This is a genomic window from Blastococcus saxobsidens (genome assembly GCF_010682065.1).
Taxonomy (GTDB): Bacteria; Actinomycetota; Actinomycetes; order Mycobacteriales; family Geodermatophilaceae; genus Blastococcus; species Blastococcus saxobsidens_B.
In genome coordinates this window covers 43,621-61,883 of sequence record NZ_JAAGWG010000002.1, presented here as the reverse complement: position 1 = coordinate 61,883, position 18,263 = coordinate 43,621, and the positions used below count along the sequence as shown (strand labels likewise).

At 74.0% G+C, this 18,263-nt stretch carries 14 protein-coding genes; 13 read left to right on the top strand and 1 reads right to left on the bottom strand.

Annotation, left to right across the window (positions count from 1 at the left end; genetic code table 11):
* Positions 1-6 precede the first annotated feature (6 nt).
* The 7 genes from GCU60_RS01385 to trpC all read left to right on the top strand — a co-directional run bounded on the left by GCU60_RS01385 (position 7) and on the right by trpC (position 6,315).
* Complete coding sequence (locus GCU60_RS01385; protein WP_163201846.1) at positions 7-447, top strand: hypothetical protein; 441 nt, start codon at positions 7-9, stop codon at positions 445-447.
* Positions 448-457: 10 nt separating this feature from the next.
* Positions 458-2,128: an FAD-binding dehydrogenase gene (locus GCU60_RS01380; RefSeq protein WP_163201845.1), complete on the top strand. Its 1,671-nt coding sequence runs from the start codon at positions 458-460 to the stop codon at positions 2,126-2,128.
* A complete protein-coding gene (locus tag GCU60_RS20855) occupies positions 2,125-2,826 on the top strand; it encodes a hypothetical protein (protein ID WP_163201844.1) in 702 nt (233 codons plus the stop codon). The genes GCU60_RS01380 and GCU60_RS20855 overlap by 4 nt, the downstream gene beginning before the upstream one ends.
* A 25-nt stretch (positions 2,827-2,851) precedes the next feature.
* On the top strand, positions 2,852-3,229 hold the full coding sequence (gene hisI, locus GCU60_RS01370; protein WP_163201843.1) for a phosphoribosyl-AMP cyclohydrolase: 378 nt from the start codon (positions 2,852-2,854) through the stop codon (positions 3,227-3,229).
* Positions 3,230-3,237: 8 nt separating this feature from the next.
* A complete protein-coding gene (locus GCU60_RS01365) occupies positions 3,238-4,728 on the top strand; it encodes an anthranilate synthase component I (RefSeq protein ID WP_345770314.1) in 1,491 nt (496 codons plus the stop codon).
* Complete coding sequence (locus GCU60_RS01360; RefSeq protein WP_163201841.1) at positions 4,725-5,348, top strand: Trp biosynthesis-associated membrane protein; 624 nt, start codon at positions 4,725-4,727, stop codon at positions 5,346-5,348. The genes GCU60_RS01365 and GCU60_RS01360 overlap by 4 nt, the downstream gene beginning before the upstream one ends.
* Before the next feature lie 157 nt (positions 5,349-5,505).
* Positions 5,506-6,315, top strand: a complete 810-nt coding sequence (gene trpC, locus GCU60_RS01355) for an indole-3-glycerol phosphate synthase TrpC (protein WP_345770313.1) — start codon at positions 5,506-5,508, stop codon at positions 6,313-6,315.
* A 25-nt stretch (positions 6,316-6,340) separates the two neighbouring features.
* Here trpC and GCU60_RS01350 read toward each other — a convergent pair whose 3' ends face one another.
* A complete protein-coding gene (locus GCU60_RS01350; RefSeq protein WP_163201840.1) occupies positions 6,341-6,871 on the bottom strand; it encodes a phosphoribosyltransferase in 531 nt (176 codons plus the stop codon).
* A 70-nt stretch (positions 6,872-6,941) separates the two neighbouring features.
* Here GCU60_RS01350 and GCU60_RS01345 point away from each other — a divergent pair, with 70 nt between their 5' ends.
* The 6 genes from GCU60_RS01345 to GCU60_RS01320 all read left to right on the top strand — a co-directional run bounded on the left by GCU60_RS01345 (position 6,942) and on the right by GCU60_RS01320 (position 18,187).
* Positions 6,942-8,465, top strand: a complete 1,524-nt coding sequence (locus GCU60_RS01345) for an HNH endonuclease signature motif containing protein (RefSeq protein WP_163201839.1) — start codon at positions 6,942-6,944, stop codon at positions 8,463-8,465.
* Positions 8,466-8,532: 67 nt separating this feature from the next.
* Positions 8,533-9,900, top strand: coding sequence for a tryptophan synthase subunit beta (gene trpB, locus GCU60_RS01340; RefSeq protein ID WP_163201838.1), 1,368 nt, complete (start codon positions 8,533-8,535; stop codon positions 9,898-9,900).
* Positions 9,897-10,697 (top strand): tryptophan synthase subunit alpha, encoded by an 801-nt coding sequence (gene trpA, locus GCU60_RS01335; RefSeq protein ID WP_163201837.1) that lies wholly within the window; start codon positions 9,897-9,899, stop codon positions 10,695-10,697. Before trpB ends, trpA begins: the two co-directional genes overlap by 4 nt.
* Positions 10,694-11,644, top strand: coding sequence for a prolipoprotein diacylglyceryl transferase (lgt, locus tag GCU60_RS01330; RefSeq protein ID WP_163201836.1), 951 nt, complete (start codon positions 10,694-10,696; stop codon positions 11,642-11,644). The genes trpA and lgt overlap by 4 nt, the downstream gene beginning before the upstream one ends.
* 349 nt (positions 11,645-11,993) lie before the next feature.
* Positions 11,994-16,643: a glutamate synthase large subunit gene (gltB, locus tag GCU60_RS01325; RefSeq protein ID WP_163201835.1), complete on the top strand. Its 4,650-nt coding sequence runs from the start codon at positions 11,994-11,996 to the stop codon at positions 16,641-16,643.
* A gap of 53 nt (positions 16,644-16,696) precedes the next feature.
* Positions 16,697-18,187, top strand: a complete 1,491-nt coding sequence (locus GCU60_RS01320) for a glutamate synthase small subunit (protein ID WP_163201834.1) — start codon at positions 16,697-16,699, stop codon at positions 18,185-18,187.
* Positions 18,188-18,263 lie beyond the last annotated feature (76 nt).

Sequence of the window (18,263 nt, the reverse complement as noted above, 5' to 3'; positions counted from 1 at the left end):
GCGCCCGTGCATCCCACGACGGCTCCCCGCCGGACCCCGCCCGCAGCGGCGCTCGCCGCGGCGGTGCTCGGCCTGCTCAGCGCGGCGGTGCCCGCGCTCATCGCTTTCCTCGCCGTGGCCTTCTCCGGCGGGCGGTTCGACGGCGGTGGCTGGGCGGTGGTCGTCGTGCCGCTCGGATACCTGGTCGGGCTGGTGGTCGGCGCCGTGCTGCTCCTGCTCGGCCGCTCCTGGCTGGTGCTCGCGGTCTTCACCGGCACGATGGCGGTGCTGGTGACCGTCGGGTACGTGACCGGTGGGCTGGGCGGTGGATTCCTGGAGCTGGCCGTCCTGGTCCCGCTGGTGGCCACCGTCCTCGCCGCCCTGCCCGGCGTCCGTCGGTGGGTGGCGGCCCGGCGCGCGGCAACTCGCCCGGCAGGGGGGACGCGCAGCGCCCGTCCCGCCCGCTAGCGTCGCCGGTGTGAGCGCGCACACCGACAGCTTCGAGGCCGACGTCGTCGTGGTGGGGGCGGGGCTGGCCGGCCTCGTGGCCACCGCCGAACTGGCCGACGCGGGCAAGCGGGTGATCCTGGTCGACCAGGAGCCCGAGCAGTCCCTCGGCGGGCAGGCGTGGTGGTCCTTCGGCGGGCTGTTCCTCGTCGACTCCCCGGAGCAGCGCCGGCTGCGGGTGCACGACTCCCTCGAGCTGGCCCGGCAGGACTGGTTCGGCACCGCCGGCTTCGACCGGGACAGCGACCACTGGCCCCGGCAGTGGGCCGAGGCCTACCTGCAGTTCGCCGCCGGGGAGAAGCGGTCCTGGCTGAAGTCGCAGGGCATCGGCTTCTTCCCCATCGTCGGCTGGGCCGAGCGCGGCGGCTACACCGCCACCGGCCACGGCAACTCGGTGCCGCGCTTCCACATCGTCTGGGGCACCGGCCCGGCCATCGTCGCGCCGTTCGAGCGGCGGGTCCGCGCCGCCGCCGAGTCCGGCCTGGTGCAGCTGCGCTTCCGGCACCGCGTCTCCGAGCTCGTCGTCAGCGGCGGGGCGGTCACCGGCGTCCGTGGCTCGGTCCTGGAGCCCAGCGCCGTGGCCCGCGGTGAGGCCAGCTCCCGCACCGAGGTCGGGGACTTCGAGTTCGCCGCGCAGGCCGTCGTCGTCACCTCCGGCGGCATCGGCGGCAACCACGAGCTGGTGCGGCAGAACTGGCCGGCCCGGCTCGGCCCGGCACCGCAGCGGATGCTGTCGGGCGTGCCGGCGCACGTCGACGGCCGCATGCAGCAGGCCGCCGTCGCGGCCGGCGCCAGCATGGTCAACGGCGACCGGATGTGGCACTACACGGAGGGCATCGCCAACCACTCGCCGGTGTGGGCGCAGCACGGCATCCGCATCCTGCCCGGCCCGTCGTCGCTGTGGTTCGACGCGACCGGGAACCGCCTCCCGGTGCCGCTGTTCCCGGGGTTCGACACCCTGGGCACCCTCGCCCACATCGGGACGACCGGCTACGACCACACCTGGTTCATCGCGACCAAGAAGATCGTCGAGAAGGAGTTCGGCCTGTCGGGGTCCGAGCAGAACCCCGATCTCACCGGCAAGGACGTCCGCCTGCTCGCGACGCGGGTGAAGGCCGGCATGGCCCCGCCCGTGCAGGCGTTCCTCGACAAGGGCGAGGACTTCGTCGTGGCCGACACGCTGCCGCAGCTCGTCGCCGGGATGAACCGGATCACCGGGGGGACGCCGGAGCTCGACCTGGGCCGGATCGAGCGGGAGATCGTCGCCCGCGACCGGGAGATCGCCCACGAGTTCGGCAAGGACATGCAGGTCAACGCGATGCGGGCGGCGCGCAACTACCTCGGCGACAAGCTGATCCGGGTCGCGCAGCCGCACCGGATCCTCGACCCCGAGGCGGGACCGCTGATCGCGGTCCGGCTCAACATCATCACCCGCAAGAGCCTGGGCGGGCTGGAGACCGATCTGTCCGGCCGGGTGCTGCGCCCGGGCGGCGAGGTGTTCCCCGGCCTGTACGCGGCGGGCGAGGTGGCCGGCTTCGGTGGCGGCGGCGTGCACGGCTACCGGTCGCTGGAGGGCACGTTCCTCGGCGGCTGCCTGTTCAGCGGGCGGACCGCGGGCCGCTCGCTCGCGGCGGCGCTGTGAGCGGACCCCGCGACCCCTGGGCCGATCCCTCGACCCAGGCCGAACCCGGGTACGCCGGGCCGCCGCCCACCGCGCCCCCGCCCGGCTACGGCACGCCCTACGGCTACGGCCCGACCGCGCCCTACGGCTCCCCGTACGGCGCGCCGCCGCCCTACGCTCCGCCGCCCTACGGCTCGCCCTACCCGACGTTCGGTCCGCCGGGGTACGGGGCCCAGCCGCGCGGCCCGCAGCGCCCGGGGCAGGTCGTCGGCGCCGCGGTGCTCAGCTTCGTGCAGGGCGCCATCGTGCTCGTCGCCTCGCTGTACGTCTGGTTCTTCGCCTCCATCGCCGGCCTGGCGGTGGAGGAGAACCCGGGTGCGGCCCCCGCCATGGCTCACGAGTTCACCCGGCTCGGGACCACCCTGGCGATCATCCAGATCGGCACGGTCGTGCTGCTCGTCGTCGGCGGCATCCTGGCGCTGACCCGGCGCTCGAGGGTCGCCTTCGCGACGGTGGTGACGGCGCACGCCGTCCAGGTGGCGCTGGCGCTGTACTGGCTGATGCGGCTCAACGACCTCCTGGGCCCCGCCGCGGCGGCCGAGGGGGTCGGGGGCGTGCTCGCCGTGTTCAGCCTGTTCTTCTCCGCCGTCCCGCTCGTCGCCCTGGGCCTGCTGTTGATCGGCAACGGACGGCGCTGGTTCACCGCCCCGCAGGTCTGACCGGCGCGCACGGCACACTGGCGGCATGTCCGCCGTCCCACCCGCCGAACCCGCGCTCGACCCGCAGGTGGCCGAACTGCTGTCCCGGGACCCGGCCGGTCTCGTCGCCGCGGTCGTCCAGCAGCACGACAGCCTCGAGGTGCTCATGGTCGCCTGGATGGACGACGAGGCGCTGCGCCGCACCCTGACGACCGGCCGGGCGACCTACTGGTCGCGCAGCCGGGGTGAGTACTGGGTGAAGGGTGAGACCTCGGGCAACCGTCAGTGGGTGCGCGAGGTGCGGGTCGACTGCGACGGCGACGCGCTGCTGGTGCTCGTCGACCAGGAGGGCGCCGCCTGCCACACCGGCGAACGCAGCTGCTTCTACCGGGCCCTGCCCGCGGAGACGGGGGCGCGGCCGTGAGGTTCGGGGTGACCAGCCCGTCCCGCGAGGAGTTCGCGGCCGTCGAGGGACCGGTCGTCCCGGTCACCCGCCGGCTGCTCGCCGACGGGCAGACCGCCGTCGGCATCTACCGGGCGCTGGCCGGCAACCGGCCGGGGACGGTGCTGCTGGAGTCCGCCGAGCAGGGCAAGCGCTGGGCGCGGTACAGCTTCATCGGCGTCCGCAGCGCGGGCGTGCTCACCGAGCGCGACGGCCGCACGCAGTGGCTCGGGGACGCCGTCCCCGGGCTGACCGACGACCTGCCGGCCGACCCGCTGGACGCCGTCCGCGTGCTGGCCCGCCGGTTGCGCTCGCCGCGCCGGGTGGGGCTGCCGCCGCTGACCGGCGGCCTGGTGGGCTACCTCGGCTACGACGTCGTGCGCCGGCTCGAGCGGCTGCCGGAGACGAGCACCGACGACCTGGGCATGCCGGAGCTGGCGATGATGCTGGTGACCGATCTCGTCGTGCTCGACCACAGCGACGGCTCGGTGCTGCTGATCGCCAACGTGCTCGGCGGTGCCGGCGTGCAGGGGTACGACGACGCCGTCGCCCGGCTCGACGGGATGACCGCCGCCCTCACCGCCGCCGGGGCCCCCGGGGTGGCCGTGTTCGAGCGGGCCGACGCCCCACCGGTGCGCAGCAACCTCGCCCCCGGCGCGTACGAGGCGGGTGTCGAGGTCGTGCGCGAGCACATCCGCGCCGGTGACGCGTTCCAGGTGGTCCTCGCCCAGCGGTTCGAGGTCGAGACCGACGTCGAGGCGCTGGACCTCTACCGGGTGCTGCGCGCGACGAACCCCTCGCCGTACATGTACCTGCTGCGCTTCGCCGGGCGCGAGACACCGTTCGACGTCGTCGGGTCCTCGCCGGAGGCGCTGGTCACGGTGACCGGGTCCTCCGCCGTGGTCCACCCGCCGGCCGGCACCCGGCCCCGCGGGGCGACCGAGGAGGAGGACCTCCGGCTGGCCGAGGGTCTGCTGGCCGATCCCAAGGAGCGGGCCGAGCACGTCATGCTCGTCGACCTGGCCCGCAACGACCTGGGACGGGTCTGCGTGCCCGGCAGCGTCGAGGTGCCGGACTTCATGCGGGTGGAGCTCTACAGCCACGTCATGCACCTGGTGTCCACCGTCGCGGGCGAGGTCAGCCCGGGGTGCGACGCGCTCGACGTCTTCGACGCCACCTTCCCGGCCGGCACCGTCTCCGGTGCGCCCAAGCCGAGCGCGATGACGATCATCGAGTCGCTGGAGCCCACCCGCCGGGCGCTCTACGCCGGCACGGTCGGCTACGTCGACGCCAGCGGTGACATGGACATGGCGATCGCCATCCGCACCGCCGTGCTGCACGAGGGGCACGCCTACGTGCAGGCCGGCGCCGGCGTCGTGGCCGACAGCGACGCGGCGACCGAGGAGGCCGAGACCCGGCACAAGGCCCGGGCGGTGCTGTCGGCGATCGCGACGGCGGAGAGCCTCCGGGAGCTCTCGTGACCGACGGCGGCGGGCGGCGCGAGCTGTCCGGTGCCGTGCTGGGCGCGGTCGTGGCCGGGGTGCTGGCGCTGTCGGCGTCGGGGCAGCGCTGGGCCGACGTCACCGCCCAGCGCCGGTCGCCGCTGCCCCCGGTGTCCGGTGCGCTGTCCGGTGGCGACGTCGCACCGCTGGTCACCGCGGCGGGGCTGGTGCTGCTGGCCGCGGCCGTGGCGCTGCTCGCCGTCCGAGGCGTCGGGCGGGCCGCCGTCGGCCTGGTGACGGCGGCGGCCGGTGGCGCGCTGGTCTGGTCGGGGGTCCGCGTGCTCACCGGGGGAGTGGCCGACGCGGCGGTCGACCTGCCGGGGCTGAGCGGCAGCAGCATCGTCTCGACGTCGGTCGACGCCTCGCCGGTCTGGCCGGTGCTGGCACTCGTGGCCGGGCTGCTCGCGCTCGCCGCCGGTCTGGTCACCACCGTGCGCGGGCGGTCCTGGCCGGCCATGGGGCGCCGCTACGAGCGGACGCCGGCGACGGTGCGCCCGCGCACGGACGAGGACCGCGCCCAGGACGCCTGGAAGGCCCTCGACCGGGGCGAGGACCCGACCGAGCCGCCCCCGCCGGCCCGCAACGCGGACCCCGTATAGCGGAACGGCGCTGGATCGGCTCATCGGCCCCCGGGCCGGGGGCCGCGGGCGGCCCTTCTAGAGTGGGTCGACGAGCCGCCCGGGCGGGGACCGACGTGCGAGAGGGAGTGGTACCGATGAGCAGCCACCGGACCTCACCCGAGGGTGCGACCGCGCCGTGAACGTGCTCGACGAGATCGTCGCGGGGGTCCGCGCGGACCTGGCCGATCGCGAGGCGGCCACGCCGTTCGACGAGGTGAAGGCGGCCGCGCAGGCGGCCCGACCGCCGCTGGACGCCCTGGCCGCGTTGCGCGCACCTGGTGTCGGCGTCATCGCCGAGGTGAAGCGCCGCAGCCCGAGCAAGGGCGACCTGGCCGACATCGCGGACCCGGCGGAGCTGGCCCGCCAGTACGCCGCGGGCGGCGCACGGGTCATCTCCGTGCTCACCGAGCGTCGCCGGTTCGGGGGCTCGCACGCCGACCTCACGGCCGTGAAGGCGGTCGTCGACGTCCCGGTGCTGTGCAAGGACTTCATCGTCAGCAGCTATCAGGTGCACGAGGCACGGGCGCACGGCGCCGACGTCGTCCTGCTGATCGTGGCGGCGCTGGAGCAGAACGTGCTCGTCGGCCTGCTGGAGCGGGTCGAGTCGCTGGGGATGACCGCGCTGGTCGAGGTGCACACCGAGGCCGAGGCCGACCGCGCGATGGCCGCCGGCGCGTCGGTGATCGGGGTCAACGCGCGGGACCTCACCACCCTCCAGGTCGACCGCTCGACCTTCGAGAAGATCGCCCCCGGGCTGCCGTCGGAGGTCGTCAAGGTCGCCGAGTCCGGTGTGCGCGGCCCGCACGACCTGATCAGCTACGCCGCAGCCGGGGCCGACGCCGTGCTGGTCGGCGAAGGTCTGGTCACCGCGGGCGACGCCCGCCAGGCCGTGGCCGATCTGGTCACCGCCGGGTCGCACCCGGCCACGCCGCGCACCACGCGCTGAGGCCGGGTCGCACCCGCAGCCGACGTCAGGGTCCGCCCAGCTCCGATCGGGTCACCAGCGCCGTGACGCGGCCCAGACGCGTCCGGACGTCGTCGGACAGCTCGTCGACGACCAGCGAGAGGCCGAGGAACCGAGCCCCTGCCCGGCGGACGAGGGCGGCCGTCGCCTCGGCCTGGCTGCCCCGTTCGGCCCAATCGTCGACGAGCAGGACGCGGGCGTCCGGCCCGAGCACCTCCTGCATGCGCAGGGTGTGCCCGACGCCGCGGTAGTCCTCGGCCGCGGTGGCGGTCAGCGTCGGACCGGGCAGGGTGCCGGACGCGTTCTTGCGGACGGCGACGAACCCGGCGCCCAGGGCCACGGCGGCCGGAGCGCCGACGACGAAGCCGCGCGCCTCGATCCCGACGACGTGCGTGACGCCGGCGTCGGTCCACGGCGCGGCGAGACCCGCGACGACCTCGGCGAAGGTGGCACCGTCGGCGAACACCCGCCAGATGTCCGCGTCGGAGCCCACCCAGCGGAAGGTCTCGAGGACTGCGCGCCGGCCCGCGGAGGTCATGGACCCGTACCGTACCGACGCCCCGGTCGCGCGGCGCAGAACTGTCGTACCCCCTCCCTAGCCTGTGGGTGTGTCGTCGGGTGTGGGGTTCGCGGTCGGGGTGACCGTGATGGCGGTGGACCCGGTGCCCTCGCCGTGGGAGCTGGCCGACCCGGACCCCGCTCCCGCCTTGGGCGAGCCGTTGAGTGCGTGGTTGCCGGCCCGCCGCAGCGCGGCGGAAGCGGCGGCGTTGCTGGGGCAGATCGTGGCCGCGGAGGCGCAGCTGGCCGCGCTGCGGGTGGAGCTGGTGATGGACCTGGCCGCCGCCCGCCCGGCGCCGGCCGATCGACTGCCCGGCGGGCACGGCGCCGGTTCGGTGGGCCCGCCAGATGCGAGCGAGTTCGTGCCCGATGAGCTGGCGGCGGTGCAGAACAGCAGCCGGGCGGCGGCGGTGACCCTGCTGGAGCACGCCGAGATCCTCACCACCGTCCTGGGGGGCACGTTCGCCGAGCTGCGGCTCGGGCGGCTGGACTGGCCTCGTGCCCGGGCGATGGCCGCGGAGGTGGCCGCGACCGGGCGGGAGACCGCCCCGGCCGTCATCGCCGGCATGGAGGCCGCGGTGCTGCCCGTCGCCACCGAACTGGGCGTGACCAAGCTGCGGGAGGCGGTGCGCGCCGAGCTGATCGCCCGCGACGCCACCGCCGCCGACCGGCGGCGGGAGAACCGCCGCCGCGGTGCGGACGTGAGCGTGCGGCCGGTCGGGGACGGCATGGGTGAGTTCCGCGCCCTCATGCCCTATCCCGATGCTCGCGCCTGCCGGGACGCAGCCGACCAGCACGCCCGCGCCGCCAAGGAGGCCGGCGACCCCCGCCCGCTCGGCATGCTGCGCGCCGGCGCGGTGGCCGACCTGCTGCTGCGGCCCTGGCAGGAACGCCCGCCGGTCACCGCGCATCTCACCGTCGTGGCACCGCTGCACGCCCTGACACCTGCCGGATTCCTGGCCTCCGGGGCGCCGCTGCCGGCCGCGTTCACGCCGCCCGGTGCGGCCGCGCCGGTCGGTGAGGTCGACGGTGAGCCGATCACCGCCGCCCACCTGCGCGAGCTGCTCACCCAGCTCCAGGCATGGGGCGTGCAGGCGCCGGCCGGCGGCACCCTGGACATCGCGATCACCGACGCCACCGGTGCCCTGCTGGCGGTCACCGGCCGCCGAGAGCTGGAACGGCTGGCCACCTGCACCTGCCCGGTGCTCGGCCCGCCGGGACCGGTCGACCGCTACCGCCCCTCAGCCGCCCAGCAACGGTTTCTGCGCACCCGCGACCGCACCTGCCGGCACCCCGGCTGCAGAACCCGCGCCGGCTGGGCCGACCTGGACCACGTCGTCCCGCACGCCGCCGGCGGGGACACCAGCTGCGACAACCTCTGCTGCCTGTGCCGGCGGCACCACCGGCTCAAGACCCACGCACCCGGCTGGACCCACACCCTCGACGCCGACGGGGTGCTCACCGTCATCACCCCCTCCGGCGTCACCCGGATCAGCCGGCCACCCGGCTACCGCGTCCTTCCCGGACCACCACACCCACCACCGGACCCGGCCGACGATCCACCGCCCTTCTGATCCCGATCCGGTGACATGGCGGTGACCCCTGCGCCGCTGTTCAGCGCGGACGGGAGACACTGGACGCATGACGACGACCAGCCCGCCGCAGCCCGGAGAACTCTCCCTCCCGGCGCGCCCTGGCTGGCCCGACGCGACCGGCCACTTCGGCATCTTCGGTGGCCGTTTCGTACCCGAGGCGCTCATCGCCGCGCTAGACGAGCTGACCGAGGCCTACGAGGCCATGCGGGTGGACCCCGAGTTCCTCGCCGAGTTCGCCCGGCTGCAGCGCGACTACACCGGCCGGCCGAGCCCGGTCACCGAGGTGCCCAAGTTCGCCGAGCACTGCGGCGGCGTCCGCGTGCTGCTCAAGCGCGAGGACCTCAACCACACCGGCTCGCACAAGATCAACAACGTGCTCGGCCAGGCGCTGCTCACCAAGCGGATCGGCAAGACCCGGGTCATCGCCGAGACCGGCGCCGGTCAGCACGGCGTCGCGACGGCGACCGCCGCGGCGCTCATGGGGCTGTCCTGCACCGTCTACATGGGCGAGGAGGACACCCGCCGGCAGGCGCTCAACGTGGCCCGCATGCGGCTGCTGGGCGCCGAGGTGATCCCGGTGACCACCGGCTCGCGCACCCTCAAGGACGCGATCAACGAGGCGTTCCGCGACTGGGTGACCAACGTGGACAGCACCAACTACGTCTTCGGCACGGTCGCCGGCCCGCACCCGTTCCCGGCCATGGTGCGCGACTTCCAGCGGGTCATCGGTGACGAGGCCCGCGGCCAGGTGCTCGAGCGGGAGGGCCGGCTGCCCGACGCCGTCCTGGCCTGCGTGGGCGGCGGCTCCAACGCGATCGGCATCTTCACCGCCTTCGTGCCCGACGACGGCGTCCGGCTGATCGGCCTCGAGGCCGGTGGGGACGGCGTCGACACCCCGCGGCACGCGGCCACCATCACCGGCGGCACCCCGGGCGTGCTGCACGGCGCCCGCTCGTACCTCCTGCAGGACGACAACGGTCAGACGATCGAGTCGCACTCGATCAGTGCCGGCCTGGACTACCCGGGCGTCGGCCCCGAGCACTCCTACCTGCACGACATCGGCCGCGCCGAGTACCGCCCGATCACCGATGCCGAGGCCATGGAGGCCTTCGCGCTGCTGTGCCGCACCGAGGGCATCATCCCGGCGATCGAGTCCGCGCACGCCCTCGCCGGGGCGATGAAGCTCGGCCGGGAGCTCGCGTCGCGCGGGCAGGGCGGCGAGGCCCCCCTGCTCCTGGTCAACCTCTCCGGCCGCGGCGACAAGGACGTGGAGACCGCGTCCCGGTGGTTCGGGCTGGGCGACCGCGAGCAGGTCGACCCCGGGCCGGGGATGGACACCGACCAGCAGCCCACCGAGGGCGCGGTCAGCAACGACGAGGCCGTCGCCGGCCGGGACGCAGGAGCCGCGCTGTGAGCAAGCTCGCCGACCGCATCGAGGCCGCGAAGGCCGAGGGGCGGGCCGCCCTCATCGGCTACCTGCCCGTCGGCTATCCCGACGTCGACAGCTCGATCGAGGCCATGGTGGCCATGGTCGAGGCCGGGGCGGACGCGATCGAGATCGGGGTCCCCTACAGCGACCCCGGGATCGACGGTCCGGTGATCCAGGAGGCCGTGGACGTGGCCGTGCGGGCCGGGGTCGGCATGCCGGACGTGCTGCGCGCCGTCGAGGCGGTGTCCGCCGCGGGTGCCGCCGCGGTGGTGATGAGCTACTGGAACCCGATCGAGCGCTACGGGGTCGAGCGGTTCGCCACCGATCTCGCCGCCGCCGGGGGCGCGGGGGCGATCACCCCCGACCTCATCCCGGACGAGGCCCGGGAGTGGATCGCCGCCAGCGACCGCGAGGGGCTGGACCGCGTCTTCCTCGTCGCGCCGTCGTCCACCGACGCCCGGCTGCGCTCGACGGCCGACGCGAGCCGCGGGTTCGTCTACGTCGCCTCCACCATGGGCGTGACCGGAGCCCGCGACACCGTGAGCGACGCGGCGCAGACGCTCGTCGCCCGGACCCGCGAGGCGCGCCCGGACATCGCCCTGTGCGTCGGGCTCGGGGTCTCCAACGGCGCCCAGGCCGCGGAGCTCGCCGCCTTCGCCGACGGCGTCATCGTCGGCTCGGCCTACGTGCGGGAGATGCTCGAGGGACGCGGGGCCGACGGCGTCCGCGCGCTCACCGAGGACCTGGCCGCCGGCGTCCGCCGCGCGGGGGTGCGCGCATGACCGTCCTCGCCGCCCTCCCCAGCCCGACGCAGGGCGTCTGGGAGCTCGGGCCGCTGCCGATCCGCGCCTACGCGCTGTGCATCGTCGCGGGCATCATCGCCGCCGTCGTCATCACCCAGAAGCGCTGGGTCGCCCGGGGCGGCCTCGCCGAGGACGTGCTGGACATCGCCGTCTGGGCGGTCCCGTTCGGCATCGTCGGCGGCCGGCTCTACCACGTGATCTCCAGCCCGCGGCCGTACTTCGGAGAGGGCGGTGACCCGCTCCGGGCGCTCGCCATCTGGGAGGGCGGGCTCGGTATCTGGGGGGCCATCGCGCTCGGCGGCGTGGGCGCCTGGATCGCCTGCCGCCGCCGCGGCATCCCGCTGCCGGCCTTCGCCGACGCGCTGGCCCCGGGCCTGCTGGTCGCCCAGGCGATCGGCCGGCTGGGCAACTGGTTCAACAACGAGCTCTACGGCGGGCCGACCGACCTCCCGTGGGCGCTGAAGATCTACGAGTGGGACGGCGGCCGGGCCGTGACCGGCGCCGACGGGGAACCGGTGCTGCTGGGCACCTTCCACCCGACGTTCCTCTACGAGCTGCTGTGGAACCTTGCCGCCGCCGCGCTGGTCATCTGGGCCGACCGCCGGTTCCGGCTGGGCCACGGTCGCGCCTTCGCCCTCTACGTCGCCGCCTACTGCGCGGGCCGGCTGTGGGTGGAGCTGCTGCGCACCGACCCCGCGGAGACGTTCTTCGGCGTCCGGCTCAACGTGTTCACCGCGCTGGTCGTGGGCCTGCTGGCGGTCGCCTACTTCGTCTGGCAGCGCGGTCGGCCGCGCGAGGTGATCGACCGCTCGGAGGCCGCGGCGGAGCGGAGAGGCGAGGCCACCGGGGGAGTGGCCGCACGGCGGTCCGGCACCGACCCGGCTCCGGCCCGTGAGAACGATCACGAGCCTCCACCCGCGAGCTGAAACGCCCGAACACCCCTGGTCCGGCCAGCGATCGCGGCGATCAGGACAGGATGGCGTGGCGTGTTCTCCGTCATGTCAGAGACGTGTTACTGCTGTGTACCCTTCGGGCTGACTCGCCAGCGATCCTGGCCGGGTCGCAGAGTCGGAACCGGGCCAGCGTCGCCCCGCGGACGACGGCCCGGTGGCACCACCCGCCGGGCCCGCACGCCAGAGACGGCCGGGGCAACGCTGTCCGGCCGGACCCGGCGCTCCGCACGTGCCGCCTTCTCCGCCGCCTTTCGACCTTTCGGCCCCGCCCACCGTCCCCCCTCGTCGCGAGGGACGATGGTGCGCCGACGACGGGAGTGACATGACCGACCTTCCCGCCCCCGCCCCCGCGGCAGTCCCCTTCTCCGCCGTGCCCGCCCCGGTGGGGCTGTACGACCCGGCGAACGACAAGGACGCCTGCGGTGTCGCCTTCGTGGCCGACGCCCGGGGCCGACGCAGCAGGCGCATCGTGCAGGCCGGCCTCACGGCGCTGCACAACCTCGACCACCGCGGTGCCGCCGGTGCCGAACCCAACTCCGGCGACGGCGCCGGCATCCTCACCCAGATCCCCGACGCGCTGCTGCGCGCCTCGGTCGACTTCGACCTGCCGCCCCTGGGCGAGTACTCGGTCGGCATCGCCTTCCTCCCCACCGACGAGGCGGAGCGGGCCGCCCGCTACTCCGACGTCGCCCGGCTGGCCGAGGAGGAGGGCCTGACCGTCCTCGGCTGGCGCGACGTCCCGGTCGACCCCGACGGCGCCGACCTCGGCCCCACCGCGCGCGCGGTCATGCCGCACTTCGCGCAGCTGTTCGTCGCCGAGACGATGGGCGCCCGGGCCGACGCGACGGCCTTCGGCGGCAACGTCGAGTGCAACGGGGTGACCCGCCTGGAGCGGCGCTCCTTCGTGCTGCGCAAGCGCGCCGAGCGTGCCGCCGTCGACGCCGGCAGCTCCATGTACGTCGCCTCGCTGTCCTCCCGGACGATCACCTACAAGGGCATGCTGACCACCGACCAGCTGCCGCTGTTCTTCCCCGACCTGCGGGACGAGCGCTACGAGTCGGCGATCGCGCTGGTGCACAGCCGGTTCTCGACCAACACGTTCCCCAGCTGGCCGCTGGCCCACCCGTTCCGCTTCATCGCGCACAACGGCGAGATCAACACCATCAAGGGCAACCGCAACCGCATGCGGGCCCGCGAGGCCAAGCTCGAGACCCAGATGTTCGACGGCCCGGCGGGCCCCGCCTCCGAGCTGGGCCTGGAGCGGATCTTCCCGGTCACCGCCAGCGACTTCAGCGACTCGGCGACCTTCGACGAGGTGCTGGAGCTGCTGCACCTGTCGGGCCGCTCGCTGCCGCACGCCGTCCTCATGATGATCCCGGAGGCGTGGGAGAACCACGACGAGATGGACCCGGCCCGCCGGGCCTTCTACCGGTTCCACTCCTCGATCATGGAGCCGTGGGACGGCCCCGCCGCCGTCTGCTTCACCGACGGGACCCTGATCGGCGCCGTCCTGGACCGCAACGGGCTGCGCCCGGGCCGCTGGTGGCACACCAAGGACGACCTGGTCGTCATGGCCAGCGAGGTCGGCGTGCTCGACATCCCCGCGGCCGACATCGTCGCCAAGGGCCGGCTGCAGCCGGGCCGGATGTTCCTCGTCGACACCGCCTCCGGGCGGATCGTCTCCGACGAGGACGTCAAGGGCGCGCTGGCCGCGGCCGAGCCGTACGAGGACTGGCTGCACGCCGGCCTGGTCCACCTGCCCCAGCTCCCCGAGCGCCGCCGCTCGCGGCCCAGCCACGAGTCCGTCGTCCGGCGGCAGATGCTCTTCGGCTACACCGAGGAGGACCTGCGCCTGCTCGTCCAGCCGATGGCGGCCAGCGGGGCCGAGCCCATCGGCTCCATGGGCACCGACACCCCGATCGCGTCGCTGTCGGACCGTTCCCGGCTGCTCTACGACTACTTCGGCCAGCTGTTCGCCCAGGTGACCAACCCGCCGCTGGACGCCATCCGCGAGGAGCTGGTGACCAGCCTGGGCCGCACCTTCGGCCCGGAGCAGAACCTGCTGGCGGCGTCCCCGGCGTCCTGCCGGCAGGTGCACCTGCCGTTCCCGGTCATCGACAACGACGAGCTGGCCAAGATCCTGCACATCGACGACGACGGCGACCTGCCCGGTTACGCCGCCGTCCGGATCACCGGCCACTTCGACGTCGACGGCGGCGGGCCGGCCCTGGCCGAGGCGATCGAGCAGCTGCGGACGAAGGTCTCCAAGGCCATCTCCGCCGGCGCCCGGATCATCGTGCTGTCCGACCGCGACTGCGACGAGCAGCGCGCACCGATCCCGTCGCTGCTCATGACCGCCGCGGTGCACCACCACCTGGTGCGCGAGAAGACCCGCATGGAGGTCGGCCTCGTCGTCGAGACCGGCGACTGCCGCGAGGTGCACCACGTCGCGCTGCTGCTGGGCTACGGCGCGGCCGCCGTCAACCCCTACCTGGCGTTCGAGTCCATCGAGGACCTGATCCGCGACGGCGTCCTCACCGGCGTGGAGCCCGCCCAGGCGGTCCGCAACATCGTCAAGGCGCTGGGCAAGGGCGTCCTCAAGGTCATGAGCAAGATGGGCATCAGCACCGTCGGCTCGTACACGATGGCCCAGATCTTCGAGGCCGTCGGCCTGTCCCAGAAGCTCGTCGACGAGTACTTCACCGGCACCTCCGCCCCGCTGGGCGGCGTCGGCATCGACGTGCTCGCCGAGGAGGTGGCCATGCGCCACCGCCGCGCCTACCCGGAGAACCCCACCGAGCGGGCGCACCGCGGGCTGGAGACCGGGGGCGAGTACCAGTGGCGCCGCGAGGGCGAGGTGCACCTGTTCAACCCCGAGACGGTGTTCCTGCTCCAGCACGCCACCCGGTCCCGGCAGTACGACGTCTTCGAGAAGTACACGCAGACCGTCGACAAGATGTCCGAGGACGCCGCCACGCTGCGCGGCCTCTTCTCGCTGCGGACCGGCGTCCGCCCGCCGGTGCCGATCGACGAGGTCGAGCCGGTCAGCGAGATCGTCAAGCGGTTCAACACCGGCGCCATGAGCTACGGCTCCATCTCGCAGGAGGCGCACGAGACCCTCGCCATCGCCATGAACCGCCTCGGTGGGCGGTCCAACACCGGTGAGGGCGGCGAGGACCCGGACCGCTTCACGCCCGACCCGAACGGCGACCTGCGCCGCTCGGCGATCAAGCAGGTGGCCTCCGGCCGGTTCGGCGTCACCAGCGAGTACCTGGTCAACGCCGACGACATCCAGATCAAGATGGCGCAGGGCGCCAAGCCCGGCGAGGGCGGGCAGCTGCCCGGCGCCAAGGTCTACCCGTGGGTGGCCCGCACCCGGCACTCGACGCCGGGCGTCGGCCTGATCAGCCCGCCGCCGCACCACGACATCTACTCGATCGAGGACCTCAAGCAGCTGATCCACGACCTGAAGAACGCCAACAACGAGGCGCGGGTCCACGTCAAGCTGGTCGCCGAGGTCGGGGTGGGCACGGTGGCGGCCGGGGTCAGCAAGGCGCACGCCGACGTCGTCCTCATCTCCGGGTTCGACGGCGGTACGGGCGCGGCCCCGCTGACCTCGCTCAAGCACGCCGGCTCCCCGTGGGAGCTCGGGCTGGCCGAGACTCAGCAGACGCTGCTGGCCAACGGGCTCCGCGACCGGATCACCGTGCAGGTCGACGGCCAGATGAAGACCGGGCGCGACGTCGTCGTCGCGGCGCTGCTGGGCGCCGAGGAGTTCGGTTTCGCGACCGCGCCGCTGGTGGTCTCCGGCTGCGTGATGATGCGGGTCTGCCACCTGGACACGTGCCCGGTGGGTGTCGCCACCCAGAACCCGGAGCTGCGCAAGCGGTTCACCGGGCGGCCGGAGTTCGTCGTCACCTTCTTCGAGTTCCTGGCCGAGCAGGTGCGCGGTTACCTGGCGGAGCTGGGCTTCCGCTCGATCGACGAGGCCGTCGGGCACGCCGAGCTGCTGGACACCCGCAAGGCCGTGGGCCACTGGAAGGCGCAGGGCCTGGACCTCTCGCCGGTCCTCGTGGTCCCGGAGCTGCCCGAGGGCGCGCCGCGTCGCCGGGTGCGGGGCCAGGACCACGGCCTCGACGTCGCCCTGGACCAGACCCTCATCCAGCTCTGCGAGGGCGCGCTGCTCGACGCGCGCCCGGTCAGCCTCGAGCTGCCGGTCCGCAACGTGAACCGCACCGTCGGCACGATGCTGGGCTCGATGGTCACCCGCCGCTTCGGTGGCGAGGGCCTGCTCGACGGCACGATCGACCTGACCTTCGGTGGGTCGGCCGGCCAGTCCTTCGGTGCCTTCGTCCCGCGCGGCATCACGATGCGGCTGTTCGGGGACGCCAACGACTACGTCGGCAAGGGCCTGTCGGGTGGCCGGATCATCGTCCGGCCCTCCCGCGAGGCGCCCTTCCTGGCGGAGGACAACGTCATCGCCGGCAACGTCATCGGCTACGGCGCGACGAGCGGGGAGATCTTCCTGCGCGGCCGGGTCGGCGAGCGCTTCTGCGTCCGCAACTCCGGCGCGCTAGCCGTCGTCGAGGGCGTGGGCGACCACGCGCTGGAGTACATGACCGGTGGCCGCGCGGTGATCCTGGGCCCGACGGGCCGCAACATCGCCGCGGGCATGTCCGGCGGCGTCGGCTACGTGCTGGACCTGGCCCGGCACCGCGTCAACACCGAGATGGTCGACGTCGAGCCGCTGGACGGGGAGTCGGCGCAGTGGCTGCGCGACGTGCTGGTGCGCTACGCCGCCGACACCGAGTCGACGGTGGCCGCCGCGCTGCTGGCCGACTGGGGCCGCTGGTCGGAGCAGTTCAGCGTGATCATGCCGCGGGACTACCGCCGCGCGCTGGAAGCGAGGCGCGCCGCGGAAGCGGCGGGCGTCGACGTGGATCGAGCAGTGATGGAGGCCGCTCGTGGGTGAGACGCGGCACCTGACCGAATGTCCTACGGAAGTTGTGCAGGAGGTGGCCGCTCGTGGCTGACCAGACCGGATTCCTGAAGTACGACCGGGCGATGCCGCCGCGGCGTCCCGTCGAGCTCCGCATCATGGACTGGAAGGACGTCTACAGCCGTCGCCAGAACGGTGAGGACCCGCTCTTCCCGACGGCGGAGGTCCGCACCCAGGCCGCCCGCTGCATGGACTGCGGCATCCCGTTCTGCCACCACGCCTGCCCGGTGGCGAACCTGATCCCGGAGTGGAACGACCTGGCCCGCCGGGACGACTGGCAGGACGCCATCGAGCGGCTGCACGCGACGAACAACTTCCCGGAGTTCACCGGGAAGCTCTGCCCGGCGCCGTGCGAGGGCTCCTGCGTGCTGAACCTGCAGGAGTCGCCGGTCACGATCAAGCAGATCGAGTGGGAGATCATCGACCGCGCCTGGGACGAGGGCTGGGTGACCCCGCAGACCCCGGCCGAGCGCACCGGCAAGAAGGTCGCCGTCGTCGGCTCCGGCCCGGCCGGCCTGGCCGCCGCCCAGCAGCTCACCCGCGCCGGGCACGACGTCACCGTCTTCGAGCGGGCCGACCGGATCGGCGGGCTGCTCCGCTACGGGATCCCCGAGTTCAAGATGGAGAAGTCCGTCCTGGACCGGCGGCTGGACCAGATGCGCGCCGAGGGCACCCGGTTCGTCACCGGGGTGGAGGTCGGCGGCGGCGCCGAGGCCGACCTTTCCGTCGAGCAGCTCCGCGGGGACTTCGAGGCCGTGGTCCTCGCCGGTGGGGCGACCGTCGGTCGCGACCTCCCGGCCCCCGGCCGCGAGCTCGCCGGGATCCACCTGGCCATGGAGTACCTGCCCTACGGAAACCGGCAGGCCCTGGGCGAGCTGGACGCGCCGCCGATCGACGCGCACGGCAAGCACGTGGTGATCATCGGTGGCGGTGACACCGGCGCGGACTGCCTGGGCACCGCGCACCGGCAGGGCGCGGCCTCGGTCGCGCAGCTGGAGATCATGCCGGCGCCGCCGGACCGCCGCGCGCACGACAGCAACCCGTGGCCGACCTACCCGATGATCATGCGCGTCTCCAGCGCGCACGAGGAGGGCGGCGAGCGGCTGTACTCGGTCAACACCGAGCGATTCCTCGACGACGGGAACGGCAACGTCCGTGCGCTGCTCCTCCACGACGTGGAGCGGGTCGACGGCCGGTTCCAGAAGATCGAGGGCAGCGAGCGCGAGCTGCCGGCGGACCTGGTGTTCCTGGCCATGGGCTTCACCGGCGCCCAGCGCGAGGGGCTGCTCGACGCCCTGGGCGTGGAGATGGACCAGCGCGACAACGTCGTCCGCGACGACGACTTCATGTCCACCGTGCCCGGCGTGTTCGTCGCCGGGGACATGGGCCGCGGGCAGTCGCTCATCGTCTGGGCCATCGCCGAGGGCCGGGCGGCGGCCGCCGCCGTCGACACCTGGCTCACCGGCAGCTCGGAGCTGCCGCGCCCGGTGACCCCCACCGCGGTCGCGCTCAGATAACCGGGCAGCGGCTCAGCGGCAGTGGGGGACGGCACGTGGCGGCGGTGCGGTCCGGAGGACCGCGATGTCATAGCGT